Raw genomic sequence first — 20781 nt, 5'->3', positions numbered from 1 at the left:
CAGTCGACATATCCTGTGACTGACACTGCGCTTTCGCGAGCAAGCCCGCTCCCACATTTGGTTTTTATTCATTCAGTTTAAATGCGTAGAAGCCCATTCCAGAGCCCTTTCTTGGCTTATAGAATCTTTGCTCTAAAAATGACCATTAGATATTCTTGAGTCATGTTTATGACCGTAGGGGCCTCTTTTGGCTCTAGGCGGCCCTTGGCAAAGCTGCTACTCTCGGCGCGCTTTGTGACCTCTTGGCCTGCTTTTAACCGCCAGACTCACCCAAAAACAAACAAATAATAATCGCATCAAATGCGATGAATGAATTCGCGTCGCTGAGGAGTGGGCTTCCATGATCGAAGACTTTTGGAAGGATAAGTACCCCGCCGGGATTGCTGCAGAAATCAATCCAGACGAGTATCCGAATATTCAGGCGGTACTGAAGCAGTCCTGCCAACGCTTCGCCAACAAACCGGCTTTCAGCAACCTGGGCAAGACAATCACCTACGGTGAACTGTACGAACTGTCCGGCGCCTTCGCCGCTTACCTGCAACAGCATACCGACTTGCAGCCCGGTGATCGAATCGCCGTGCAACTGCCCAACGTCCTGCAATACCCGGTCGCCGTGTTCGGCGCCATCCGTGCTGGCCTGATCGTGGTCAACACCAACCCGCTGTACACCGCGCGGGAAATGGAACACCAATTCAACGACTCCGGTGCCAAGGCCCTGGTCTGCCTGGCCAACATGGCGCACCTGGCTGAAAAAGTCGTGCCCAAGACTTCCGTCCGGCACGTGATCGTCACCGAAGTCGCCGACCTGTTGCCGCCGCTCAAGCGCCTGCTGATCAACAGCGTCATCAAGTACGTGAAGAAGATGGTCCCGGCCTATCACTTGCCCAAGGCGATCAAGTTCAACGACGTATTGGCCAAGGGCCACGGCCAGCCGGTGAACGAAGTCAGCCCCGCCAGCGACGAAGTTGCCGTGCTGCAATACACCGGCGGCACCACGGGCGTGGCCAAGGGCGCGATGCTGACCCACCGCAACCTCGTCGCCAACATGCTGCAGTGCAAGGCGCTGATGGGCTCCAACCTGAATGAAGGTTGCGAGATCCTGATTACCCCGCTGCCGCTGTACCACATCTATGCCTTCACCTTTCATTGCATGGCGATGATGCTGATCGGCAACCACAACATCCTGATCAGCAACCCGCGCGACCTGTCGGCGATGGTCAAGGAACTGTCGAAGTGGAAGTTCAGCGGCTTTGTCGGCCTGAACACCCTGTTTGTTGCCCTGTGCAACAACGATGCCTTCCGCAAGCTGGATTTCTCGGCGCTGAAGGTCACCCTGTCCGGCGGCATGGCCCTGCAACTGGCGGCGGCCGAGCGCTGGAAAGCGGTCACCGGCTGCTCCATCTGCGAAGGTTACGGCATGACCGAAACCAGCCCGGTGGCCACCGTGAACCCGATCCAGAACATCCAGATCGGCACCATCGGCATCCCGGTGCCGTCGACCCTGTGCAAGGTCATCACCGATGACGGCGTCGAGCTGGCGCTGGGTGAAGTGGGCGAGTTGTGCGTCAAGGGCCCGCAAGTGATGAAGGGCTACTGGCAGCGCGAAGACGCCACCGCCGAGATCCTCGACAGCGAAGGCTGGCTGAAGACCGGTGACATCGCGATCATCCAGCCGGATGGCTACATGCGCATTGTCGACCGCAAGAAGGACATGATTCTGGTCTCCGGTTTCAACGTCTACCCCAACGAGCTGGAAGACGTGCTGGCGACCCTGCCGGGCGTGCTGCAATGCGCGGCCATTGGTGTGCCGGACGAGAAGTCCGGGGAACACATCAAGATCTTCATCGTGGTCAAGCCGGGTGCCAGCCTGACCAAAGACCAGGTGATGGAGCACATGCGCGCCAACGTCACCGGCTACAAGGTGCCCAAGGCCGTGGAATTCCGCGATGCGCTGCCGACTACCAACGTGGGCAAGATCCTGCGCCGCGAACTGCGGGACGAAGAACTGAAAAAGCTGGGTTTGAAGAAGTAACTCGGCCCCCAACAAAAAGCCCCGCAGATGCGGGGCTTTTTATTGAACGCTGATTCCGCCACTTGGAATGCAATCCAATGTGGGAGCGGGCTTGCTCGCGAAAGCGGAGTATCAGTGACATATCGGTGACTGACACTCCGCTTTCGCGAGCAAGCCCGCTCCCACAGTTTTTACCGTATTCCTACAGTGCGAACTGCGCGAAGCTCACACCAGCACCGGCCGGGCGTACGTCCTTGAGGAACGAGTCCTTGTCGGCACTCAGCTCCAGGGTAATCTCCGGCTTGCGCTTGCCGGCATTGCGCACCACCAGGCCTTCCAGCTTCTCGCGCAGAAACACCGTTGGCACCTTCAGGTGCAGCAACTGGTCGCTCTCGGCGTTGTGCATCAACAAGTGGATCCACTCGTACTGGCCCACGGCAATCCGGCCCACCGGCAGGTCGAACCACCAGATGTTGCGTTTGCGGTCCAGGTCGGTGAAGTGGCAGTTGTTGACACCGAGTACGGCACCGCCCAGTTCCTGGTTTCTGCGGGCAATGGCCTGTGCTTTATTGAGTTTCATAACCTTCCTACGGGATCTGTTACCCAGCGCTTGCGCCTGGATGTGCCCGGCATTCTCGTGGGTTGGCCGCAAAACATAAAGCCAAACCTGTACGGCGCGATGAAATGCCGCTGAAAAAATAATTGAAACTCTCTGGAAAGGCCAAGGGTCAACGATTACGTAGTGACCAAAATCCTTGATTGTTCCCAGGAGAAATACCATGAGCAGCACATCGGATAAGGCAAAAGGTTTGGCGAACGAAGCCGTAGGCAACATCAAGCAAGGTGTTGGCAAAGTCACCGGCAACGACAAGTTGCGGGCTGAAGGCGTGGTTCAGGAAAAGAAAGGTGAAGTGCAAAAAGCAGTCGGCGACACCAAGGACGCAGTAAAGAAAGCGGTCAAATAGTCCCGACCTGGCTGCCTGCACTCCAGCAGCCCGACGGCCATCCACGGATGGCCGTTTTTGTGTCACCTGCAGTGATTAAAGTTTGGAAATTGTTTCAAGGTCGCCAAATAAGCTACCTTGATGTAGAAAACGGCCCCTGAGTCGCCCACGAACTCAACTTTTTGCGGCGAAAGGAGACGCTATGATTTTTCCGGTATTACAAGGCTTGCCCCTGCACAAAGTGCTGGTGCGCACTGTCACAGAGTTCCTCGATGACGAGATGCCTACGTACGCCTCGGCGCTGGCCTACCAGATGCTGTTCTCGCTGTTTCCCTTCCTGCTGTTCCTGATTGCCCTGATCGGTTTCCTGCACCTGCCGGACTTCTTCACCTGGCTGCGCATGCAATCGGAACTGGTATTGCCGCCCCAGGCCCTGGAGCAGGTCAACCCGGTGATCGACCAGTTGCAGCAATCCAAGGGTGGCCTGTTGTCGGTGGGTATCGTGATCGCGCTGTACACCGCCTCGGCGGGTGTGCGCCTGATGATGAGTGCGATGAATGCCGCCTATGACGTGGTGGAAGGCCGACCGATCTGGAAGCGTTTCCCGCTGTCGATTTTCTACACCGTAGGCTTCGCCGGCATGCTGTTGGCCGCCGCCGCCTTGATGGTGCTCGGGCCCCAGGTGATGGAATGGCTGGCGGGGCAGATCGGCATGCAGGAATTCGTGGTCACGCTGTGGACCATCCTACGTTGGCCGCTGATCGTCATCCTGTTGATGTTCTCCGTGGCGTTGATGTACTACGTGATGCCTGACGTGAAGCAGAAGTTTCGCTTCATCACACCGGGTTCGGTGCTGGCGGTGGTGGTCTGGATCGTCGCTTCCCTGGGTTTTGGCTACTACGTCAAAACCTTTGCTGACTACAACGCCATGTATGGCAGTATCGGCGCGATCATTGTGCTGCTGTTGTACTTCTACATCTCGGCTGCCGTGCTGTTGCTGGGGGCGGAGATGAATGCGGTGATCGAACACATGTCGGCCGAAGGCAAGGATCCTGGTGAAAAGGACTTTGGCGAGCACGACGAAAAAAAGCATGTCTCAGGCCTTGGCCGCGACCCTTCCCTCAAGCCCACTACCGATGAAGTCTGATCGATGATCCGTGAAATCCTGAAAATGGGCGATGAGCGCCTGCTGCGCATTGCCCCGCCGGTTCCGCCGGAAATGTTCGACAGCCCCGAGCTGTGGCAGTTGATTGATGACATGTTCCAGACCATGGAACACGTCGGCGGCGTCGGCCTGGCCGCGCCACAGATTGGAGTGGACCTGCAACTGGTGATCTTCGGTTTCGAGAGCAGCGAACGCTACCCGGACGCGCCCGCCGTGCCCCAGACCATCCTCATCAACCCGCTGATCACGCCGCTCAGCCCGGTGCTGGAAGAAGGCTATGAAGGGTGCCTGTCGGTGCCGGGCTTGCGCGGGGCCGTGGACCGTTACCAGCAGATTCGCTACGAAGGGTTTGACCCCAAGGGCGAGCCGATTGTGCGGATTGCCGAAGGCTTTCACGCGCGGGTGGTACAGCACGAGTGCGATCACCTGATCGGCCGGCTGTACCCGTCGCGGATTACCGATTTCAGCAAGTTCGGGTTTATCGAAGTGATGTTCCCGGATATGGATCCTACGGCAGACGAATAACCCTCAGGCAAAACACACATCAAACTGTGGGAGCGGGCTTGCTCGCGAAAGCGGAGTGCCAGTCACCGAAGTTATAGACTGATCCACCGCATTCGCGAGCAAGCCCGCTCCCACATTTGTTCTGTGTGCATTCAGCTTATTTTGCGGGCTTCACAAACCGCAACGTCATCCGGTCCGACTCACCAATCGCCACATACCTCGCCTTGTCCTTTTCCCCCAACGTCAACGCCGGCGGCAAGGTCCAGACCCCATCCGGGTAGTCCTTGGTATCTTTCGGGTTGGCATTCACCTCGCTCTGCCCCTCAAGCTTGAACCCCGCATCCGTCGCCAGTTTCACCACATACGCGGTGGTCAGGTAACCGCTGTGCTTGATGTCTTCCAGCGATGCCCCGTCCTTGGCCCGGTGATCCACCACCCCCAGCACGCCGCCCGGTTTTAACACCTTGAAGAACGCCTCGAACATCGCCGGCGCCGTATCCGCCATCACCCAGTTATGCACGTTGCGAAAGGTCAGCACGGTGTCGGCCGAGCCAGGCTTGCCCAGCACCGGAGCCTTGGGGTCGAACTCGGCGAAGCCGGCCTTGGAATAATGCACCGGGTCTGCGGCGAATTTCTTTTTCAGGTTTTCTTCTGATGTACGCGCGTAGGCACTGCTGTTCGGCGCCTGCACGGCAGCGATGTAGTGGCCGTTATCCTTGAGCAGCGGCGCCAGCAGCTCGCTGTACCAGCCACCACCGGGGGTGATTTCGATCAGGGTCTGGTCGCCCCGCAGGCCAAAGAACTCCAGGGTCTGCTGCGGGTGACGATACACATCACGCGCGCTGTTGGCCGGCACGCGCCAACTGCCGGCGAGCACGGTTGCATACTGCTCGGCGGAAACCGGCGCTTCGGCTGCCTGGCTCAAGGCCGGGGCGAGGAGGGCTGCAAGGGATAAGGCTGCAAGGGTCGCTTTCATGATCATCCTGTAATGGGCCGCTGGTGCCGCCGAGGCTAGCATGGGGCCCACAACGGCTGATCACACTTTATTGAAGGTCGACCTCACCAACGGTTCTAAGCCCATGGCGATCATCGGCTTGTTGCGTTTGTAGCGCACCAGGCGCTCCGACAAGGACTGCGGCAGCAACGTGTCCTGGGTAAAACCCTGGCGTTGATAAAAGCCTTCCAGGTCCGGATGGCACAGCAGCCACACCGTGCCTTCAACGCTTGCGACCGAGGCGCGAATCAATTGCGCCGCCAGCCCCTGGCCACGCAGCGCCGGGTCGACAAACAGCCCGGTCAACCACTGCCCACCCACCACCGGCGTCAGGCACAGGCCCGCGACAATCTCGCTGCCCCTGGCCACCCACAACTGGCCACCCTTGAGGGCCTTCATCGGTGAGTTATGGCTGCGATAGAACTTGTTCAGCAGCGGCCACAACGGCTCTGCCAGTCGGTCAATGTGCAACTCGGGCATGGTTTTCAAACACGCGAATCCAGGGGGTGCAGATTATAAGTCGGGCAAAGCGCCTTCTGTTGGGCAATCGGTGTTATACCCAGTGTTACATCCCCTGTAAGTGGAGCACGCATCATGGCCAAAGGTCTGAATTCCAAGAAAGCTGACAAGAAGAAACCGGCAAAGACCGCCGATGAAAAACGCGCCGAGAAAAAGGCCAAGAAAACCGACAGCAACCTGTTCGGTCATTAAGTTCTAAGCTAAGCACCAAACGATCTGCAAGATTTTCCCGCCCCATTGCACAGAGCAGGATGAAGCCGACTTTTTCGTCGGCCACGCCTGCCCTGAGCTGCCGATGTCCAACTACCTTGATGAAACCCAGCGCCGGGAAATCGAAGCCCTGGCCCAGACCTTTACCGCCCGCACTGAGTGGCCGACCTGGCTGCTGTTGATCGGCGTCTATGCCGGCTGGTTTGCCGTGATCCTCGCCAGCCACTGGCTTGGCCTGTGGCTGAGTACCGCACTGTTGATCCCGCTCGTGACGCTGTGGATGTCCCTGCAACACGAACTGCTGCACGGCCATCCCACCCGCTTCACTGCTTTGAACAAACTCCTCGGCTACGCACCGTTTGCCGTCTGGTACCCCTACACCCTGTACCGCAACTGCCACCTGGTGCACCACAACGACGAAGACCTGACGGTGCCCGGTGTCGACCCGGAAAGCCGCTACCTGAATCAGCGGCAGTGGGACGACAGTTCGCTGTTCGAGCGCACCTTGCATTGGCTGACCAAGACCGTCCTGGGGCGCTTCCTGTTGGGTTCGCCGCTGGCGCTGTGGAAGCTGGCGCGCAACGAGGTCAGACGCCTACGCAAAGGCCAGCGCCAGGCGTGGCTGATGTGGCTGAGCCATGGCACCGTGACCGTGCTGATGCTGACCTTCATCGCCCACTACAGCGTGCTGCCGGTGTGGCACTACGTGGCGCTGGTCAGCGTGCCGGCCTTGTCGGTGGCGGCGATCCGTTCCTACTATGAGCATCGCCCGCACCCACAACCGGAACAGCGCACGGTGCTTAACGAAGCCGCCTGGCCGTGGACCTGGCTGTTCCTCAACAATAACCTGCACCTGGTGCATCACGACTTGCCGAAGCTGCCGTGGTATTTGCTGCCCACCGTGTACCGCGCGCGCCGCGAACAATGGGTGGCGCGCAGCGGCGGGTTCCTGGTGCAGGGTTACGGCCAGTTGATCGGCCGTCACGGGCTCAAGGCCATCGACAGCCCACGGCACCCCTTTGCTTGAGAGACGACCATGAGTGACCGCTACGCCGAACTGCTGATGTACGTGGCGCCGCAGCAGGTGCAACAGGCCAATGAGCGCTGGCTTTCGCGCATCCTTGAGCGCCTGGGCGCGACCCGCCGCAAGGCTGATCATCTCGACCTGCGCAGCCTGTGGCGCGCCCCGCAATTGCTGCTGACGCAAACCTGCGGCTACCCGCTGATGACCGAGCTGCGCGGGCAAGTCCAGGTGATTGGCCGCCCGCGCTACGAACTGCCCCACAGCAGCGGCGGCCAGCATTGCAGCCTGCTGCTGACCCGCGACGACAATCCCCGCGTTGCCTTGGCGGACTTCCAAGACAGCCGCGGCGTGATCAACGGCCATGACTCCAACAGCGGCATGAACCTGCTGCGCGAACGCCTGGCGCCGCTGCAGCAGGGCGGTCGGTTCTTTGCCGAAGTCGGCATCAGCGGCGCCCATCGCGAAAGCCTGCGCTGGCTGCGGGAAAACCGCGCCGACCTTGCCGCCATCGACAGCGTGACCTACGACTACCTCGCCCGTTTTGCGCCAGAGGAAGTGGCCGGGCTGAGGATCGTCACCCGCAGCGCGCCCAGCCCGACGCTGCCTTACATCAGCGCGCCGGGCTCAAGTGAACACCTGCGGGAGGTCATGAACCTGGCCTTGCAGGATCTGCCCGAAGTGGTGCAAACCCTCGGCGTACACGAAGTGCTGCCCGCCACCGAAGCGGATTACCAGGTGCTGCTGGATTACCGGCAGCAGGCTGAAGCCTTGGGTTATCCACGCCTCCAATGATCGTTCCCACGCTCCGCGTGGGAATGCATCCTGTGACGCTCTGCGTCACGATTTCAAAGCAGACGCAGAGCGTCCAAGGCGGCATTCCCACGCAGAGCGTGTGAACGATCGGTTATATAAAAATACCTTTTAAATATTATTAAAGAATAAGCAGCCTTGCTAGGATCGCTCCACCGGAACACCGGACATAACGCGCAACCTACTCAGATGGAGCCACTATGTCCGGCGCCGACACTTCTCACAGCGATTACGTGGGCGGATTGTTCCGCAGTCATTACGACTGGCTGTGCGGCCGTTTGCACCGCCATCTCGATTCCCGTGCCCACGCCGAAGACATCGCCGCCGACACCTTCGTCCAACTGTTGAGCTCCCCGGGCGTGGCGCCGATCCGCCAGCCACGCGCCTTGCTCACCACCATTGCCCAACGCCTGATGTACCAGCTGTGGCGTCGCCGTGACCTGGAGCGCGCCTACCTCGACGCCCTCGACCAGGACGAAACCTCGCCCGCGCCATCCCCTGAGGATTTGGCGCAGATGCTCGAAGCCCTGCAGGCCATCGACCAGTTGCTCGACGGCTTGCCGGCCAAGGTCAAGGCGACCTTTCTGCTGTCGCAACTCAATGGCCTGACCTACCCGGAAATCGCGGCCGAGCTGGGCATTTCCCAGCGCTCGGTCAGCGACTACATGACCCGTGCCGTCAACCGCTGCCTGCGGCTGTGCCTGGAATGAGCGACGAACTGATCGACAGCGCCACTCGCTGGGTGGTGTTGCTGCGCTCCGGCGAGGCGAGTGCCGCCGACTGGCAGCGTTACCATCAGTGGCGCGCCGCAGACCCGCGTCACGAAGCCTTGTGCCAACAACTGGAAACCCGCCTCGGTGTGTTTCAAATTCCGCAGGCCCAAGGCGTCAGCGGCAAGGTATTGCAGCAGGCACTGGACGCGCCATCCAGCCGCCGCACCGTATTGCGCGGCGCCCTGGTGGGCGCTGGCCTGATGCTGGGCGCCGGTTGGCTGGCCCGGCCGGTGATGGAGGATTTGACCGCCGATATCCGCACCGGCACCGGCGAACGGCGCACTGTAGAGCTGGCGGATGGCAGCGAGTTACTGCTCAACGCCCGCAGTGCCGCCGACATCCAGTTCGACCCACAACACCGCGTGGTGCGCCTGCGCGATGGCGAGTTGCTGGTGAAGATTGCCAGGGACAGCAACCGACCGTTTTTCATCCAGACCGATCAAGCTCGACTGCATGCCTTGGGCAATCGCCTGTTGCTGCGGGAGCGCGAAGGGCAGGGCCACGTGGTTGCGCTCAACGGCGCCCTGGAGATCGACGGCCAGAACGGCGAACGCCTGCAACTGGAGGCCGGGCACGAAGTCACTTACGACCGCTTCGGCTTCGGACCGGTGCTCGCCAGTTCCTCGGGCGCGACCGCCTGGATCGATGGCTTCCTGCAAGTGCGCGACCGCCCGCTGGTGGAAGTGATCGACGCACTGCGCCCGTATCACAACGGTGTGCTGCGCCTCGATCCGGCGGTGGCAGGGTTGCGGGTCAGCGGCCTGTACCGCCTCGACAATCCCGACCAGATCCTCGACACCCTGGCACGCACCCTGCCGATCCACATCACCCGCCGGACCGGGTTGTGGGTGACCGTCAGTGCCACCTGAAAACGGTTCACCTCGGTCAATGTGGGAGCTGGCTTGCCTGCGATGCGAGCACCTCGGCCTCTCAGATGTACCGCAGCGATACCATCGCAGCCTCGCTAAAGCTCGACAGCTCCCACAGTTGACCGCGTCGTTTCCGAATGTCGGTTCTATCGACATAACCAAACGATCTGCAAGTTTTCCCCCGGCCATCCCACATCACTCCCGTAAGCGCTGCGGGGAGCAGCGCTCAGGAGTTTCCTTGGGGGGAGCCAACGTGAGCCCATTCAACCGTACACCGCTTCGAACCTTTGCCCTGGTGCCGTTGGCCAGTCTGTTCCTGTCTTTCGCTGCCAGCGCCGAAGAGGCGCGGCAGGTCTACCACATCGCGCCCGGCCCGCTGGATGAAGTGCTGCTGAACATCAGCCGCCAGAGCGGCCAGGTGATTTCCTTCACGCCACAATTGGGCAATTATTCCTCGGCGCGGGTCGACGGTTCGCTGTCGGCGCAACAGGCGGTAGACGCCGCGCTCAAGGGCACCGGCCTGCAAGTCCAGGTCAGCCCGGACGGTGCATTCATCATCAAGGAAGGTGCCAAAGTCGCGCCTGCCAGCAACAGCATCAAGGCGCAAACCGCCGAAGCCCAGGCGCCGACCCTCGACCGTGTGGTCGCCATCGGTACCCGTCGCAGCGACGCCACGGCCCTGACCAGCAGCGCCCCGGTGGATGTGATAAACGCCGAGGAACTCAAGCAAACCGGCGCCACCAGCCTTAACCAGGCGCTGTTCCAACTGCTGCCCTCGTTCAACTTTCCACAGAACAACAGCGCCACCCGCGGCCAGGATCCGAAAGGCGCCTCCCTGCGCGGCTTGTCCCCGGACCAGACCCTGGTGCTGATCAACGGCAAGCGCCGGCACACCTCGGCGGTGGTGAACATTTCCGGTGGCGTGCCGTTCATTGGCGCGCAGCCGGTGGACCTCGACATGATCCCCATCAGCGCCATCGACCACGTCGAAGTGCTGCGCGACGGTGCCTCGGCGCAATACGGTTCGGACGCGGTGGCGGGGGTGGTCAACATCGTGCTCAAGGAGCGCGACAGCGGTGGCGGCATCAACACCCAACTGGGCAAATACGCCCAGGGCGACGGCTTCAGCAAAACCACCGATGGCTGGTACGGCATCGGCTTGCCGGGGGATGGTTTCCTGACCCTGAGCTTCAACACCCTGAACAACAAACCCGATGACATCGGCGACAAATACGTCGCCGACGGCCAGGTACAAGACCCGCGCTGGGGCGGTGCCGGGCGCGACAAATACAACCTGGCGGCCAACGCCGAAATCGGCCTGAACGACCAATGGCGCCTCTACAGTTTCGCCACCTTCGGCCAGGACACCTCGGTAAACAACACGCCGCCGCTGCTGGCCAGCAGCCCGAACAACGTGGCCGGGATCTACCCCAACGGCACCATCCCGAAATACCGCTATCGCTATGAAGACGGCGCCGTCACCGTCGGCACCCGCTATGAAGACGAGAGCATCGGCCGCTTCGATTTGAGCGCCACCTATGGCCGCGACGAGCACGACGAACTGGCTTTCAACACCGTCAACCCGAGCTACGGGATCAACAGCCCGACCAAGTTCAACGTCGCCACCCTGGTCAACGACCAGACCAACATCACCCTGGATTACGCCAAGGATCTGAACGTCGACTGGTCGAGCCATCCACTCACCGTTTCAGCGGGCGTTGCCTACCGGCATGAGCAATACCGGCTGGAGGCCGGCGACTACGATTCCTATTCCTACGGTGGCATCGACGGCGTGCAGGTTGGCGCGGTGCAGGCTTCGGGCCTGACCCCGGACGACGCCGGCACCTTTAAGCGTGATGTGAGCGGCGTGTATTTCGGCCTGGAAAACCAGGTCACCGACAAGCTCCAGGTGGGCATTGCCGGGCGTACCGAGCACTACTCGGACTTCGGTTCAGCCACCACCGGCAAACTCTCGGCGCGCTATGACTTCACCCCGAAAGTCGGCCTGCGGGCCACGGTCAACAATGCCTACCACGCGCCCAGCCTGGGCCAGATCGGCACCTCCTGGACCACCACCACCAACCTCGACGCCAACGGCAACCCGGTGCTGACCCGCATGCTGCCGGCCGACAACCCGGCCGCCCGAGCCCTAGGTGCACAGCCGCTGAAGCCCGAGAAGTCCACCAACTTCTCCCTGGGCCTGGTGCTGCGCCCAACCGACCAGGCCTCGCTGACCATCGACGCCTACCAGATTTCGATTCGTGACCGCCTGCTGTTCAGCGGTGGTATTTCCGGGCCGCTGGCCGAGCAGATCCTCAAGGACGCCGGCTACGGCCAGTACTCCTGGGCGCAGTTCATGACCAACGCCGCCGACACCCGCACCCGCGGCGTCGACATCGTGGGCAAGTACAACCTGGACCTTGAGCAGTTGGGCAACCTGAACCTGTCGGCGGGCTACACCAAGGCCCGCACCACCATCGAGAAGGTCCACGAAAACCCCAACGGCTTCGAAGTGCTGACCCGTGAATCCCGTGGCTTCCTGGAGCACGGTTACCCGGAAGACAAGCTGGTGTTTGGCGCGGTCCACAAGCTCAACCAATGGACTATCGCCCTCAACGAAACCCGTTACGGCAAGTACCGCAAATATGCGTCCAGCGAAGCCAACGCCCAGTACGACCAGACCTTCAGCGCGCAATGGACCACCGACCTGGACGTGAACTACGCCTTCACCAAACAACTGCGGGTGTCGGTGGGCGTCAACAACCTGTTCGACAGCAAGCCTGACGACTACAACACCCGTTTGCGCCAGACCCCGGGCCAGCAATACAGCTACCTGTCGCCGACGGCGCCGGAAGGGGCGTTTTACTACACGCGGCTCAGTTATGACTTTTAAACCCTGATGCAAAACCTGTGGCGAGGGAACTTGCTCCCGCTGGGGCGCGTAGCGGCCCCAAGCACTTTGGGCCTGCTGCGCAGTCCAGCGGGAGCAAGCTCCCTCGCCACAAGAGCACTCTTCATGGAATCACCACGAGGTAACACATGAAAACAATCAAGAACCTGCTCGGTGGCTCGCTATTGGCACTCACCGTCCTGGCACAATCAGCCACGGCCGCCGAACCTGCCAAACCGATCCACTTCGGTGACATCACCTGGGAAAGCGGCAGCCTGATCACCGAAGTGCTGCGCCTGATCGTCGAGAAAGGCTATGGCCTGCCCACCGACACCTTGCCCGGCAGCACCGTGAGCCTGGAGGCCGCCCTGGCCAAGGACGATATCCAGGTGATCGGCGAAGAGTGGGCCGGGCGCAGTCCGGCGTGGGTCAAGGCCGAAAGCGAAGGCAAGGTGTTCGGCCTGGGCGACACCGTCAAAGGCGCCACCGAAGGCTGGTGGGTGCCGGAATACGTGATCAAGGGCGACGCCGAACGGGGCATCAAACCCCTGGCCCCGGAGCTTAAATCCGTCGCCGACCTGGCCCGCTACAAGGATGTGTTCCGCGACCCCGAAGACCCGACCCGTGGGCGCTTCCTCAACAGCCCCACCGGCTGGACCTCGGAGATCGTCAACAGCCAGAAACTCAAGGCCTATGGCCTGACCGACAGCTACGTCAACTTCCGCACCGGCTCCGGCGCGGCGCTGGATGCCGAGGTTGCATCCTCGATCCGTCGCGGCAAGCCGGTGCTGTTCTACTACTGGTCGCCGACGCCACTGCTGGGGCGCTTCAAGTTGATCAAACTGGAAGAACCACCGTTCAACGCCGAAGCCTGGAAGACCCTGGCCGACGCCAACAACCCGCACCCCATCGGTACTCGTTCGATGCCAGCGCACCTGGCGATTGGCGTGTCGGCGCCGTTCAAGGCGCAGTACCCGCAACTGGTGACGTTCTTTGAAAAAGTCGACCTGCCGATTGACCTGCTCAACGGCATCCTCGCGCAAATGGCCGAGAAACGTACCGCGCCGCGCCAGGTGGCCGAAGCGTTCCTGAAAGAACAGCCGCAGGTCTGGCAGCAATGGGTGCCGGCGGACGTCGCGGCCAAGGTCAAGGAGAGTCTCTGATGCGCAAGCTCATCGCAGCCACACTGCTGGCACTGTGCGCCGGGCCGCTGCTGGCGGCAGAACCGGCCACCCTGCGCGTCGGCTACCAGAAAAGCTCGGTGAGCATGGTGCTCGCCCGTGAGCATCACCTGTTCGAGCAAGGGTTGCCGGGCACCAAGGTCGAGTGGATCGAATTCCTCGGCGGCCCGCCGCTGATCGAAGCCCTAAATGGCGGCAGCATCGACATCGGCAATATCGGCGACATCCCGCCGATCTTCGCCCAGGCTGCCGGCATCGACATTCGCTACATCGGCGTCGAGCCCAATGACGGGCGCACCGAAGCCATCCTGCTGCCCAAGGACAGCACCGTGCAAAGCGTGGCCGAACTCAAGGGCAAGCGCGTGGCGTTGCTCAAGGGTTCCAGCGCCCACAACCTGTTCCTCAAAAGTTTGCTGCGTGCCGGCTTGCAGTGGAAGGACGTGAACGTGGTGTACCTGTCGCCCTCCGACGGCCGTGCCGCGTTTGAACAAGGCAAGGTCGACGCCTGGGTGGTGTGGGACCCGTACTACTCGGCGGCCGTGGTGGACGGTTCGGCGAAGGTGCTGGGGGATGGCCAGGGGCTGAACCCGGCGGGCAGTTTCTTCATCGCCAGCGGGCCGTTTGCCAAGCAGCACCCGCAGGCGATTGCGGCGATTCTCAAGGTGTTTGCCCAGGCGCAGCGGTTGTCGCTGGACCAGCATGACGAAAGCGTCGCGCTGATGGCCAAGACATTGGGCTTGCAGCCGGCGGTGGTGGAGAGTTACTTCCAGCACCGCTCGCCGACGCCGAGCCGGCCATTGGAAGCGGTGGATATCGCCAACCAGCAACGTACGGCCGACGCGTTTTTTGCCAACGGCCTGATCCCGAAAAAGGTCGATGTGCAGCAGGTTGTGTTCAAGGCCCCTTAACTTGATCCCTGTGGCAAGGGAGCTTGCTGTAGGGAGGGCGCTTGCTGTGGCAGGGGAGCTTGCTTTAGGGAAAGAGCTGTTGTGGCGAGGGAGCTTGCTGTGGCGAGGGAGCTTGCTCCCGCTGGGCTGCGTAGCGGCCCCAAAAAAAGCGGGAGCGCTGCGCACTCCAGCGGGAGCAAGCTCCCTCGCCACAACAAGCTCCCTCTCTACAACAAGCTCCTCACCACAACAAGCTCCTTCACCACAACAAGCTCCCTCCCCACAGCAATCTCCCTCACCCCATAAAAGCATCTTCAGCATCGACCTTCGCAACCCATCAGTGAGCAGACCATGCAACCGATCTACATCGACTTCCTCAACGGCCTGGACATCGACGAACTGGCCCTGACCAACGACGAAATCCTCAACGCCATCGAATCCAGCCTGGCCATCCAGGGCCGCAGCGAGGCGGTGATCGAGCCGCGCATGCACCTGATTCCCGGCGGTGAAATCAACGGCCACTTCAACGTGCTGCGCGGTGTATTGGGCGGCGCAATCGGCTACGCCGGGGTCAAGGTGGTGGGCGACTTTGTCGATAACTACCGCAAGGGCCTGCCCTCGGAACTGGCGATTCTCAACCTGCTGGACCCGGCCACTGGCATCCCCAAGGCCATCCTCGACGCCTCGGCGATCACCGACATGCGCACCGGCGCCGTCACCGCCATCGGTGCCAAATACCTGGCCCGGCCCGACAGCAAAATCCTCGCGCACATCGGTGCCCGTGGCACGGCGTATTGGAACGTGCGGCTGCTGGACCACCTGTTCGACTTCGACGAAATCCGCGTGCACTCGCGCCGCAGTGAAAGCCGCGAAGCCTTCGCCGAACGCCTGCGCCGCGACCTCGGCAAGCCGGTGATTGTCACCGACGACTGGGAGTCCACGGTGCGCGGCGCCGACATCGTGGTGGAAGCTTCACGCCTGGATCAGCCGCAACCGTTGCTGCACACCGAGTGGATCAAGCCCGGTGCCTTCGTCGTGCCCTACGGCACCATGAGCGCGGTGGAACTGTCGTTGACCGATATAATGCACAAGCTGGTGGTGGACGATTGGGGCCAGTGCAAGGGCGGGATGTTCGGCGCATTGCGTGCCCATGTCGACGCCGGAAAACTCAGCGCCGAGACCTTGCATGCCGAGTTGGGGCAGATCGTGGCCGGCTTGAAGACCGGCCGGGAAACCCCCGAGGAAACCATCCTGTTCTGGCACCGTGGCTTGAGCCTCAGCGATATCGCCCTGGGCCACGCACTGCTGGAAAAATCCAGACGCCTGGGGATCGGCCAGCGGTTGCGCTGGGCATGATTCACTTCGATCCCGCCGGTTTGACGGTTGAGGATTTGCTGTCGATTGCCCGCCAAGACGCACCGGCTGACTTCAGCGATGCGGCCCGCCAACGTATCGACGAAGGGCATCGACTGTTGCTGCGTCTGGTGGCTGAAGGCACGCCGATTTACGGGGTGACCACCGGCCTCGGTGCGGCGGTGGATACGCAGGTTGCGCCGGTGCAGGCAAACATTCCTTTGGGGCGTGCGGTGGGCGTTGGCCGCCTGGCCACGCGTGAGGAATTACGCGCGATCACCGCAGCCCGCCTGGCGGGGTTGGCCCAGGGGCGTTCGGGTATTTCGCCGGGTGCGGCGCAGGCGCTGTTGGCGTTACTCAACTGCGGCATGGAGCCCGCGGTGCCGTTGCTCGGCTCGCTGGGCGAGAGCGACCTGGCGCCGTTGGCGCATTTGAGCCTGGCGCTGAACGTGCCATTGACGGGCAAGGATGGCCTGGCGCTGGTGTCGGCCAACTCCGCGAGCATCGGCCTTGGCGCGTTGCTGGTGGCCGAGGCCGAACAGGCATTGCAGGCCATGTTGGCGGGGCTGGCGTTGTCGTGTGAAGGCTATCGGGCCAACCTCAGTCCGTTCCAGCCGTGGGCTTCGCGGTTGCGCCTGGCGCCGGGGCAAAGCGGCCAATCAGCGGCGTTGCTGGAATTGCTGGCGGGCGGCGAATTGGCCGATAACCCGCGCCGGCTACAGGACCCGCTGAGCTTTCGCTGTGCCACGGTGGTTCAAGGCGCGGCACAACAGGCAGTGCAGGCGTTACGCGAGTTGATCGAACTGGAACTGGCCAGCGGCGCGGACAATCCGGCGTTGATCAGCGAAGACGTGTTGGTGCTGGCCACGGCCAATTTCGACAGCACCCATCTCGCGCTGGCGGCCGAAGGCTTGGGCCTGGCGTTGAGCCGCGTGGCGGTGTGCAGCGCCGAGCGGATTGCCAAGTTGCTGTCGCCGGCCTCCAGTGAACTGCCGCGCTTTCTGATCAACCAGCCCGGGCACGTGGGCATGGCCGCCTTGCAGCGCACCGGTTCGGCGTTGGTGGCGGAGATCGGGCACTTGGCCAATCCGATCCCGGCGGTGAGCGTGCCGGTGGCGGATCGCGTGGAAGATTATGCGGGGCAGGCGCTGGCGGTGGTCGAGAAAACCCGGCAACTGGTGCAGCGCGTGGTGTGGCTGGGCAGCATTGAGTTGATCGTGGCGGCGCAGGCGGTAGACCTGCGCGGCAAGGTTCAACTGGGGCAGGGCACCCGGCGTATTCATCAGGCGGTGCGCCGCCAGGTGGCGCACCTGGATCAGGACCGTTCGGGGTCGGTGGATGTGTTGGCGTTAAGTGCATTCATCGAAAACGATGGCTTGAAACCCATTCTCTAAAACTATGAAGATCAACTGTGGGAGCTGGCTTGCCTGCGATAGCGGTGTTGGATTCACCATCGCTATCGCAGGCAAGCCAGCTCCTACAGGTTGATCGCATTTCAGGTCATGGATTTTCGGCGGCCAGGGCAGCAATCACTGCCGGGCGTTCACCGACACGCTGCTGAAACTTCGCCAACGCCGGCCACTGCTGCAAGTCGATATCAAACAACCCCGCCCAGCGCAGCACCACAAACAGGTACGCATCCGCCACTGAGTACTGCGCGCCCAGCAGGTAATCCTGGCGCTCCAGGGTCTGTACCAGAATCGCAAAACGCTTGAACAGCGTGGCCTTGAACAGCGCCTTCACCTCATCGGGAATCGCGTCCTTGAACAACACTCCCAGCCCGCCATGAATCTCGCTGGAGACAAAGTTCAGCCATTCCTGCAAACGCACCCGCTCCCAGCTGCCATTGGCCGGCGCCAGGCCCGCTGCGGGTACCCGGTCGGCCAGGTATTGCAGGATGGCGGCACCTTCGGTCAGTACCTCGCCGTTGTCCAGTTGCAGTGCGGCCACATAGCCCTTGGGATTGATCTGCAGGAAATCATCACCGTCAGCCGTGAGCTTTTTCTGGTTGTCGACGCGAATCAATTCAAACGGCAGGGCCAATTCCCGCAGCGCGATATGGGAGGCGAGGGAACAGGCATTCGGGGAAAAATACAGCTTCATCGGGGCAACTCCGCAGGACAGTTGCCTTCAGTCTCGTGGGCATGGCACCTTGGGTAAAATTAATCTTTCAGAATCCTGCCATAAGGACAGCTACTGCCATGATGAACCTGATGCACTGGCGCCTGCTGGTGGCCGTGGCGGACAACGGCAGCATCACTGCCGCCTCCGAACGAGTGGGCATGACTCAGTCCGCCGCCAGCCAGGCGATGGCGGCCATGGAGGCCAACCTCGGTGCGCAGTTGTTTGTGCGTGAGGCGCGTCAGACCGTGCCTACCGCCCTGGGCCTGCAAGTGATCGAGCAGGCGCGGGTGATGTTGGAAGCGTTGCAGGCGATTCGCACCACCGTGGACGAAGCGCGGCCGATGCTGCGTGGGACGATTCGCATCGCGAGTTTCCCCATGGTGCTGGCGGTGTTCCTGCCGCCGCTGCTGCGTCGGTTCAACCAGCTTTATCCCGGCATCGAGGTCACGGCCCTGGAAGTGACCGACGATGAAGTGAACACCTTGCTCGACGCGAATCTGATCGACCTGGGCGTGGTGCTCAACCCGCCGTCCGAGCGCAATGCCGCCGTGCTGGGGCGCGATAACTGGGTGGCGGTGCTGCCGATGGCCCACGGGTTTTCCCGGCGCCCGGCGCAGGCAACGGTCACGCTGGAAGAGTTGGTGGAGCAACCGTTCGTGCTTGCTACCGGCGGCTGCACCGTCAACGCCCGCAGCCTGGCGCAGGAAGCCGGCCTGGTGCTGCGCGAGGTGCGGGTGGAAGTGCGCGAATGGAACAGCGCTTTCAGCCTGGTGCGTGAAGGCGTGGGAGTGACGCTGGTGCCCGAGATGACCCTGCCGGCCCAGCGCCACGGCTTGCGCATCATGCCCCTGGCGGAGCCGGTGCATCGCGAGTTTGCGTTGGTGACATCACGCCACCAACCGCCCTCCGCAGTGGTTAATGCTTTGTTGCAAATGCTGGCTGACTAGTGGCCTTGCATAGCGCCAACGCCTGTCTATGCTCACCCAGAACCGTTGATGACGCTCGGCATATAAAGCGTTTCGGATAGGTTTCCCCATAAAGGTCTTCGATCAAGATTCAAACCGTGAATGGAATGCGCCCGCGTGGGCGTCGGGAAAATAAAGGGTGATCTGACATGTTCAACCGCCAACACAAATCCGACCTGCTGGAAATCGAACGTTTCTCCTGCGCCCTTACCGAAGCCAAAGCCAAATTGGCCGCCATCAGCCGTTCCATGGCAATGATCGAGTTTGATCGCGACGGCATCGTGCTGGATGCCAATGAAAATTTCTGCAAGACCATGGGCTACCGCGCCGAAGAAATTCGCGGCAAGCATCACCGGATTTTCTGCGAAGAGGCCTACACCCACACCGACGCCTACGCCAAGCTCTGGCGCGACCTGGCGCGGGGCGAGCCCCTCAGTGGCACCTTCATGCGGTTGAACAAGCATGGTCAGGAAGTGTGGCTGGAGGCCAGTTACATGCCGGTAATCGGTGCCGACAACCAGGTGCAAAGCGTGATCAAGGTGGCCTCGGACATCTCGGCGCGGATTCACAGCGAGCATGAAAACCAGAGCCTGATCGACGCCATCGGCCGCTCCATGGCGGTCATTGAATTCACCCCGCAAGGCCAGATCCTGAATGCCAACGACAACTTCCTGAAGACGGTGAAGTATTCCCTCAGTGAAATCGTCGGCCAGCACCACAGTCTGTTTTGTCATCGCGGTGAGACCGATTCGCCGGCCTACAAGGCGTTCTGGGCCTCGCTCAATCGCGGCGAATATCACTCCCACCGCTTTGAGCGCAAAGACAAATTCGGCCAAACGCTGTTCCTGGAAGCCTCCTACAACCCGATCTTCGATGCCAACGGGCGCCTGTACAAAGTGGTGAAGTTCGCCAGTGACATCACCGACCAGGTCACCACCTTGCGCACGGCTGCCGACTCGGCTCACGCCACCTCGGTGCAAAACGACGCCTGCGCCCGCAAGGGTTCGGAAGTGGTGCAGCAGACCGTGCAGATCATCGAAGAAATTTCCCGTGACCTTAACGAAGCGGCCGTGAGCATCGACGCAGTGAGCAAGCAGTCGGACATCATCGGCACCATCGTCCAGACCATCCGCGGCATCGCCGACCAGACCAACCTGCTGGCGCTGAATGCGGCGATCGAAGCGGCCCGGGCGGGCGAGCATGGGCGCGGGTTTGCGGTGGTGGCGGATGAGGTGCGCAGTTTGGCGGCGCGAACCAGCCAGGCGACGATCGAGATTGTGGATGTGGTGCGCAAGAACCACGACCTGTCGATCAGCGCGGTGTCGAGCATGCAATCGAGCCTGAGCCGCACGGGGCTTGGGGTGGAGCTGGCGAATGAGGCGGGGCAGGTGATCCTGGAGATTCAGGAAGGGTCACGGCATGTGGTGGATGCGATCAGTCAGTTCAACTCGACACTGCAATTGCAGTAACACCGCAGATCAAATGTGGAATGAGCTTGTGTGGGAGCGGGCTTGCTCGCGAATGCGGTGTGTCAGTCAGCACATGGATTGACTGACAC

General features: G+C 61.5%; 19 protein-coding genes and 1 pseudogene. 16 read left to right on the top strand and 4 right to left on the bottom strand.

Annotated features, from left to right (window positions below):
- Positions 1-340 precede the first annotated feature (340 nt).
- On the top strand, positions 341-2032 hold the full coding sequence (gene fadD1, locus AC3WKX_RS24960) for a long-chain-fatty-acid--CoA ligase FadD1 (protein WP_003213041.1): 1692 nt from the start codon (positions 341-343) through the stop codon (positions 2030-2032).
- 181 nt (positions 2033-2213) lie between these two features.
- On the opposite strand, the gene AC3WKX_RS24955 is transcribed toward fadD1, so the two are convergent.
- Complete coding sequence (locus AC3WKX_RS24955) at positions 2214-2591, bottom strand: hypothetical protein (protein WP_003213043.1); 378 nt, start codon at positions 2589-2591, stop codon at positions 2214-2216.
- A 199-nt stretch (positions 2592-2790) separates the two neighbouring features.
- Here AC3WKX_RS24955 and AC3WKX_RS24950 point away from each other — a divergent pair, with 199 nt between their 5' ends.
- From AC3WKX_RS24950 to def, 3 genes are all read left to right on the top strand, one after another.
- Positions 2791-2976: a CsbD family protein gene (locus AC3WKX_RS24950; protein ID WP_003213044.1), complete on the top strand. Its 186-nt coding sequence runs from the start codon at positions 2791-2793 to the stop codon at positions 2974-2976.
- Positions 2977-3157: 181 nt separating this feature from the next.
- A complete protein-coding gene (locus tag AC3WKX_RS24945; RefSeq protein ID WP_003213047.1) occupies positions 3158-4102 on the top strand; it encodes a YihY/virulence factor BrkB family protein in 945 nt (314 codons plus the stop codon).
- A gap of 3 nt (positions 4103-4105) precedes the next feature.
- Positions 4106-4645, top strand: a complete 540-nt coding sequence (gene def / locus AC3WKX_RS24940) for a peptide deformylase (protein WP_003213049.1) — start codon at positions 4106-4108, stop codon at positions 4643-4645.
- A 136-nt stretch (positions 4646-4781) separates the two neighbouring features.
- Here def and AC3WKX_RS24935 read toward each other — a convergent pair whose 3' ends face one another.
- Entirely contained in the window at positions 4782-5600 is an 819-nt protein-coding gene (locus AC3WKX_RS24935; protein WP_102606205.1) for a class I SAM-dependent methyltransferase, read from the bottom strand.
- A 60-nt stretch (positions 5601-5660) separates the two neighbouring features.
- Complete coding sequence (locus AC3WKX_RS24930; RefSeq protein WP_087693187.1) at positions 5661-6098, bottom strand: GNAT family N-acetyltransferase; 438 nt, start codon at positions 6096-6098, stop codon at positions 5661-5663.
- Positions 6099-6432: 334 nt separating this feature from the next.
- Between AC3WKX_RS24930 and AC3WKX_RS24925 the strand changes: the two genes are divergently transcribed.
- The 9 genes from AC3WKX_RS24925 (at position 6433) to AC3WKX_RS24885 (ending at position 17528) form a co-directional block, all read left to right on the top strand.
- Complete coding sequence (locus AC3WKX_RS24925; protein WP_008431594.1) at positions 6433-7374, top strand: fatty acid desaturase; 942 nt, start codon at positions 6433-6435, stop codon at positions 7372-7374.
- A gap of 9 nt (positions 7375-7383) precedes the next feature.
- Positions 7384-8163 carry a phosphate/phosphite/phosphonate ABC transporter substrate-binding protein gene (locus tag AC3WKX_RS24920; RefSeq protein WP_008431597.1) on the top strand — a complete coding sequence of 260 codons (780 nt, stop codon included), beginning with the start codon at positions 7384-7386 and terminating at the stop codon, positions 8161-8163.
- A 218-nt stretch (positions 8164-8381) separates the two neighbouring features.
- On the top strand, positions 8382-8891 hold the full coding sequence (locus AC3WKX_RS24915; RefSeq protein WP_003213062.1) for a sigma-70 family RNA polymerase sigma factor: 510 nt from the start codon (positions 8382-8384) through the stop codon (positions 8889-8891).
- On the top strand, positions 8888-9823 hold the full coding sequence (locus AC3WKX_RS24910; protein WP_102606204.1) for a FecR domain-containing protein: 936 nt from the start codon (positions 8888-8890) through the stop codon (positions 9821-9823). Before AC3WKX_RS24915 ends, AC3WKX_RS24910 begins: the two co-directional genes overlap by 4 nt.
- A 253-nt stretch (positions 9824-10076) precedes the next feature.
- Entirely contained in the window at positions 10077-12716 is a 2640-nt protein-coding gene (locus AC3WKX_RS24905) for a TonB-dependent receptor (RefSeq protein WP_102606206.1), read from the top strand.
- A gap of 146 nt (positions 12717-12862) precedes the next feature.
- Positions 12863-13876, top strand: coding sequence for an ABC transporter substrate-binding protein (locus tag AC3WKX_RS24900; RefSeq protein ID WP_003213067.1), 1014 nt, complete (start codon positions 12863-12865; stop codon positions 13874-13876).
- Positions 13876-14802 (top strand): aliphatic sulfonate ABC transporter substrate-binding protein, encoded by a 927-nt coding sequence (locus AC3WKX_RS24895; protein ID WP_008431606.1) that lies wholly within the window; start codon positions 13876-13878, stop codon positions 14800-14802. Before AC3WKX_RS24900 ends, AC3WKX_RS24895 begins: the two co-directional genes overlap by 1 nt.
- A gap of 330 nt (positions 14803-15132) precedes the next feature.
- Complete coding sequence (locus tag AC3WKX_RS24890; protein WP_003213072.1) at positions 15133-16137, top strand: ornithine cyclodeaminase family protein; 1005 nt, start codon at positions 15133-15135, stop codon at positions 16135-16137.
- On the top strand, positions 16134-17528 hold the full coding sequence (locus tag AC3WKX_RS24885) for an aromatic amino acid lyase (RefSeq protein ID WP_102606203.1): 1395 nt from the start codon (positions 16134-16136) through the stop codon (positions 17526-17528). The genes AC3WKX_RS24890 and AC3WKX_RS24885 overlap by 4 nt, the downstream gene beginning before the upstream one ends.
- Before the next feature lie 106 nt (positions 17529-17634).
- Here the strand turns inward: AC3WKX_RS24885 and gstA are convergent, their stop codons facing one another.
- Complete coding sequence (gene gstA / locus AC3WKX_RS24880; RefSeq protein ID WP_008431610.1) at positions 17635-18237, bottom strand: glutathione transferase GstA; 603 nt, start codon at positions 18235-18237, stop codon at positions 17635-17637.
- A gap of 98 nt (positions 18238-18335) precedes the next feature.
- Here gstA and AC3WKX_RS24875 point away from each other — a divergent pair, with 98 nt between their 5' ends.
- The 3 genes and pseudogenes from AC3WKX_RS24875 to AC3WKX_RS24865 all read left to right on the top strand — a co-directional run bounded on the left by AC3WKX_RS24875 (position 18336) and on the right by AC3WKX_RS24865 (position 20692).
- Entirely contained in the window at positions 18336-19205 is an 870-nt protein-coding gene (locus AC3WKX_RS24875) for a LysR family transcriptional regulator (protein ID WP_102606201.1), read from the top strand.
- Positions 19206-19372: 167 nt separating this feature from the next.
- A pseudogene (locus AC3WKX_RS24870) lies at positions 19373-20101 on the top strand (PAS domain-containing protein); the annotation flags it as partial.
- Between the two features lie 18 nt (positions 20102-20119).
- Complete coding sequence (locus AC3WKX_RS24865; RefSeq protein ID WP_371132976.1) at positions 20120-20692, top strand: methyl-accepting chemotaxis protein; 573 nt, start codon at positions 20120-20122, stop codon at positions 20690-20692.
- Positions 20693-20781 lie beyond the last annotated feature (89 nt).

This window comes from Pseudomonas sp. GP01-A4 (assembly GCF_058780865.1).
This window is presented reverse-complemented; position numbering and strand designations above follow the sequence as displayed.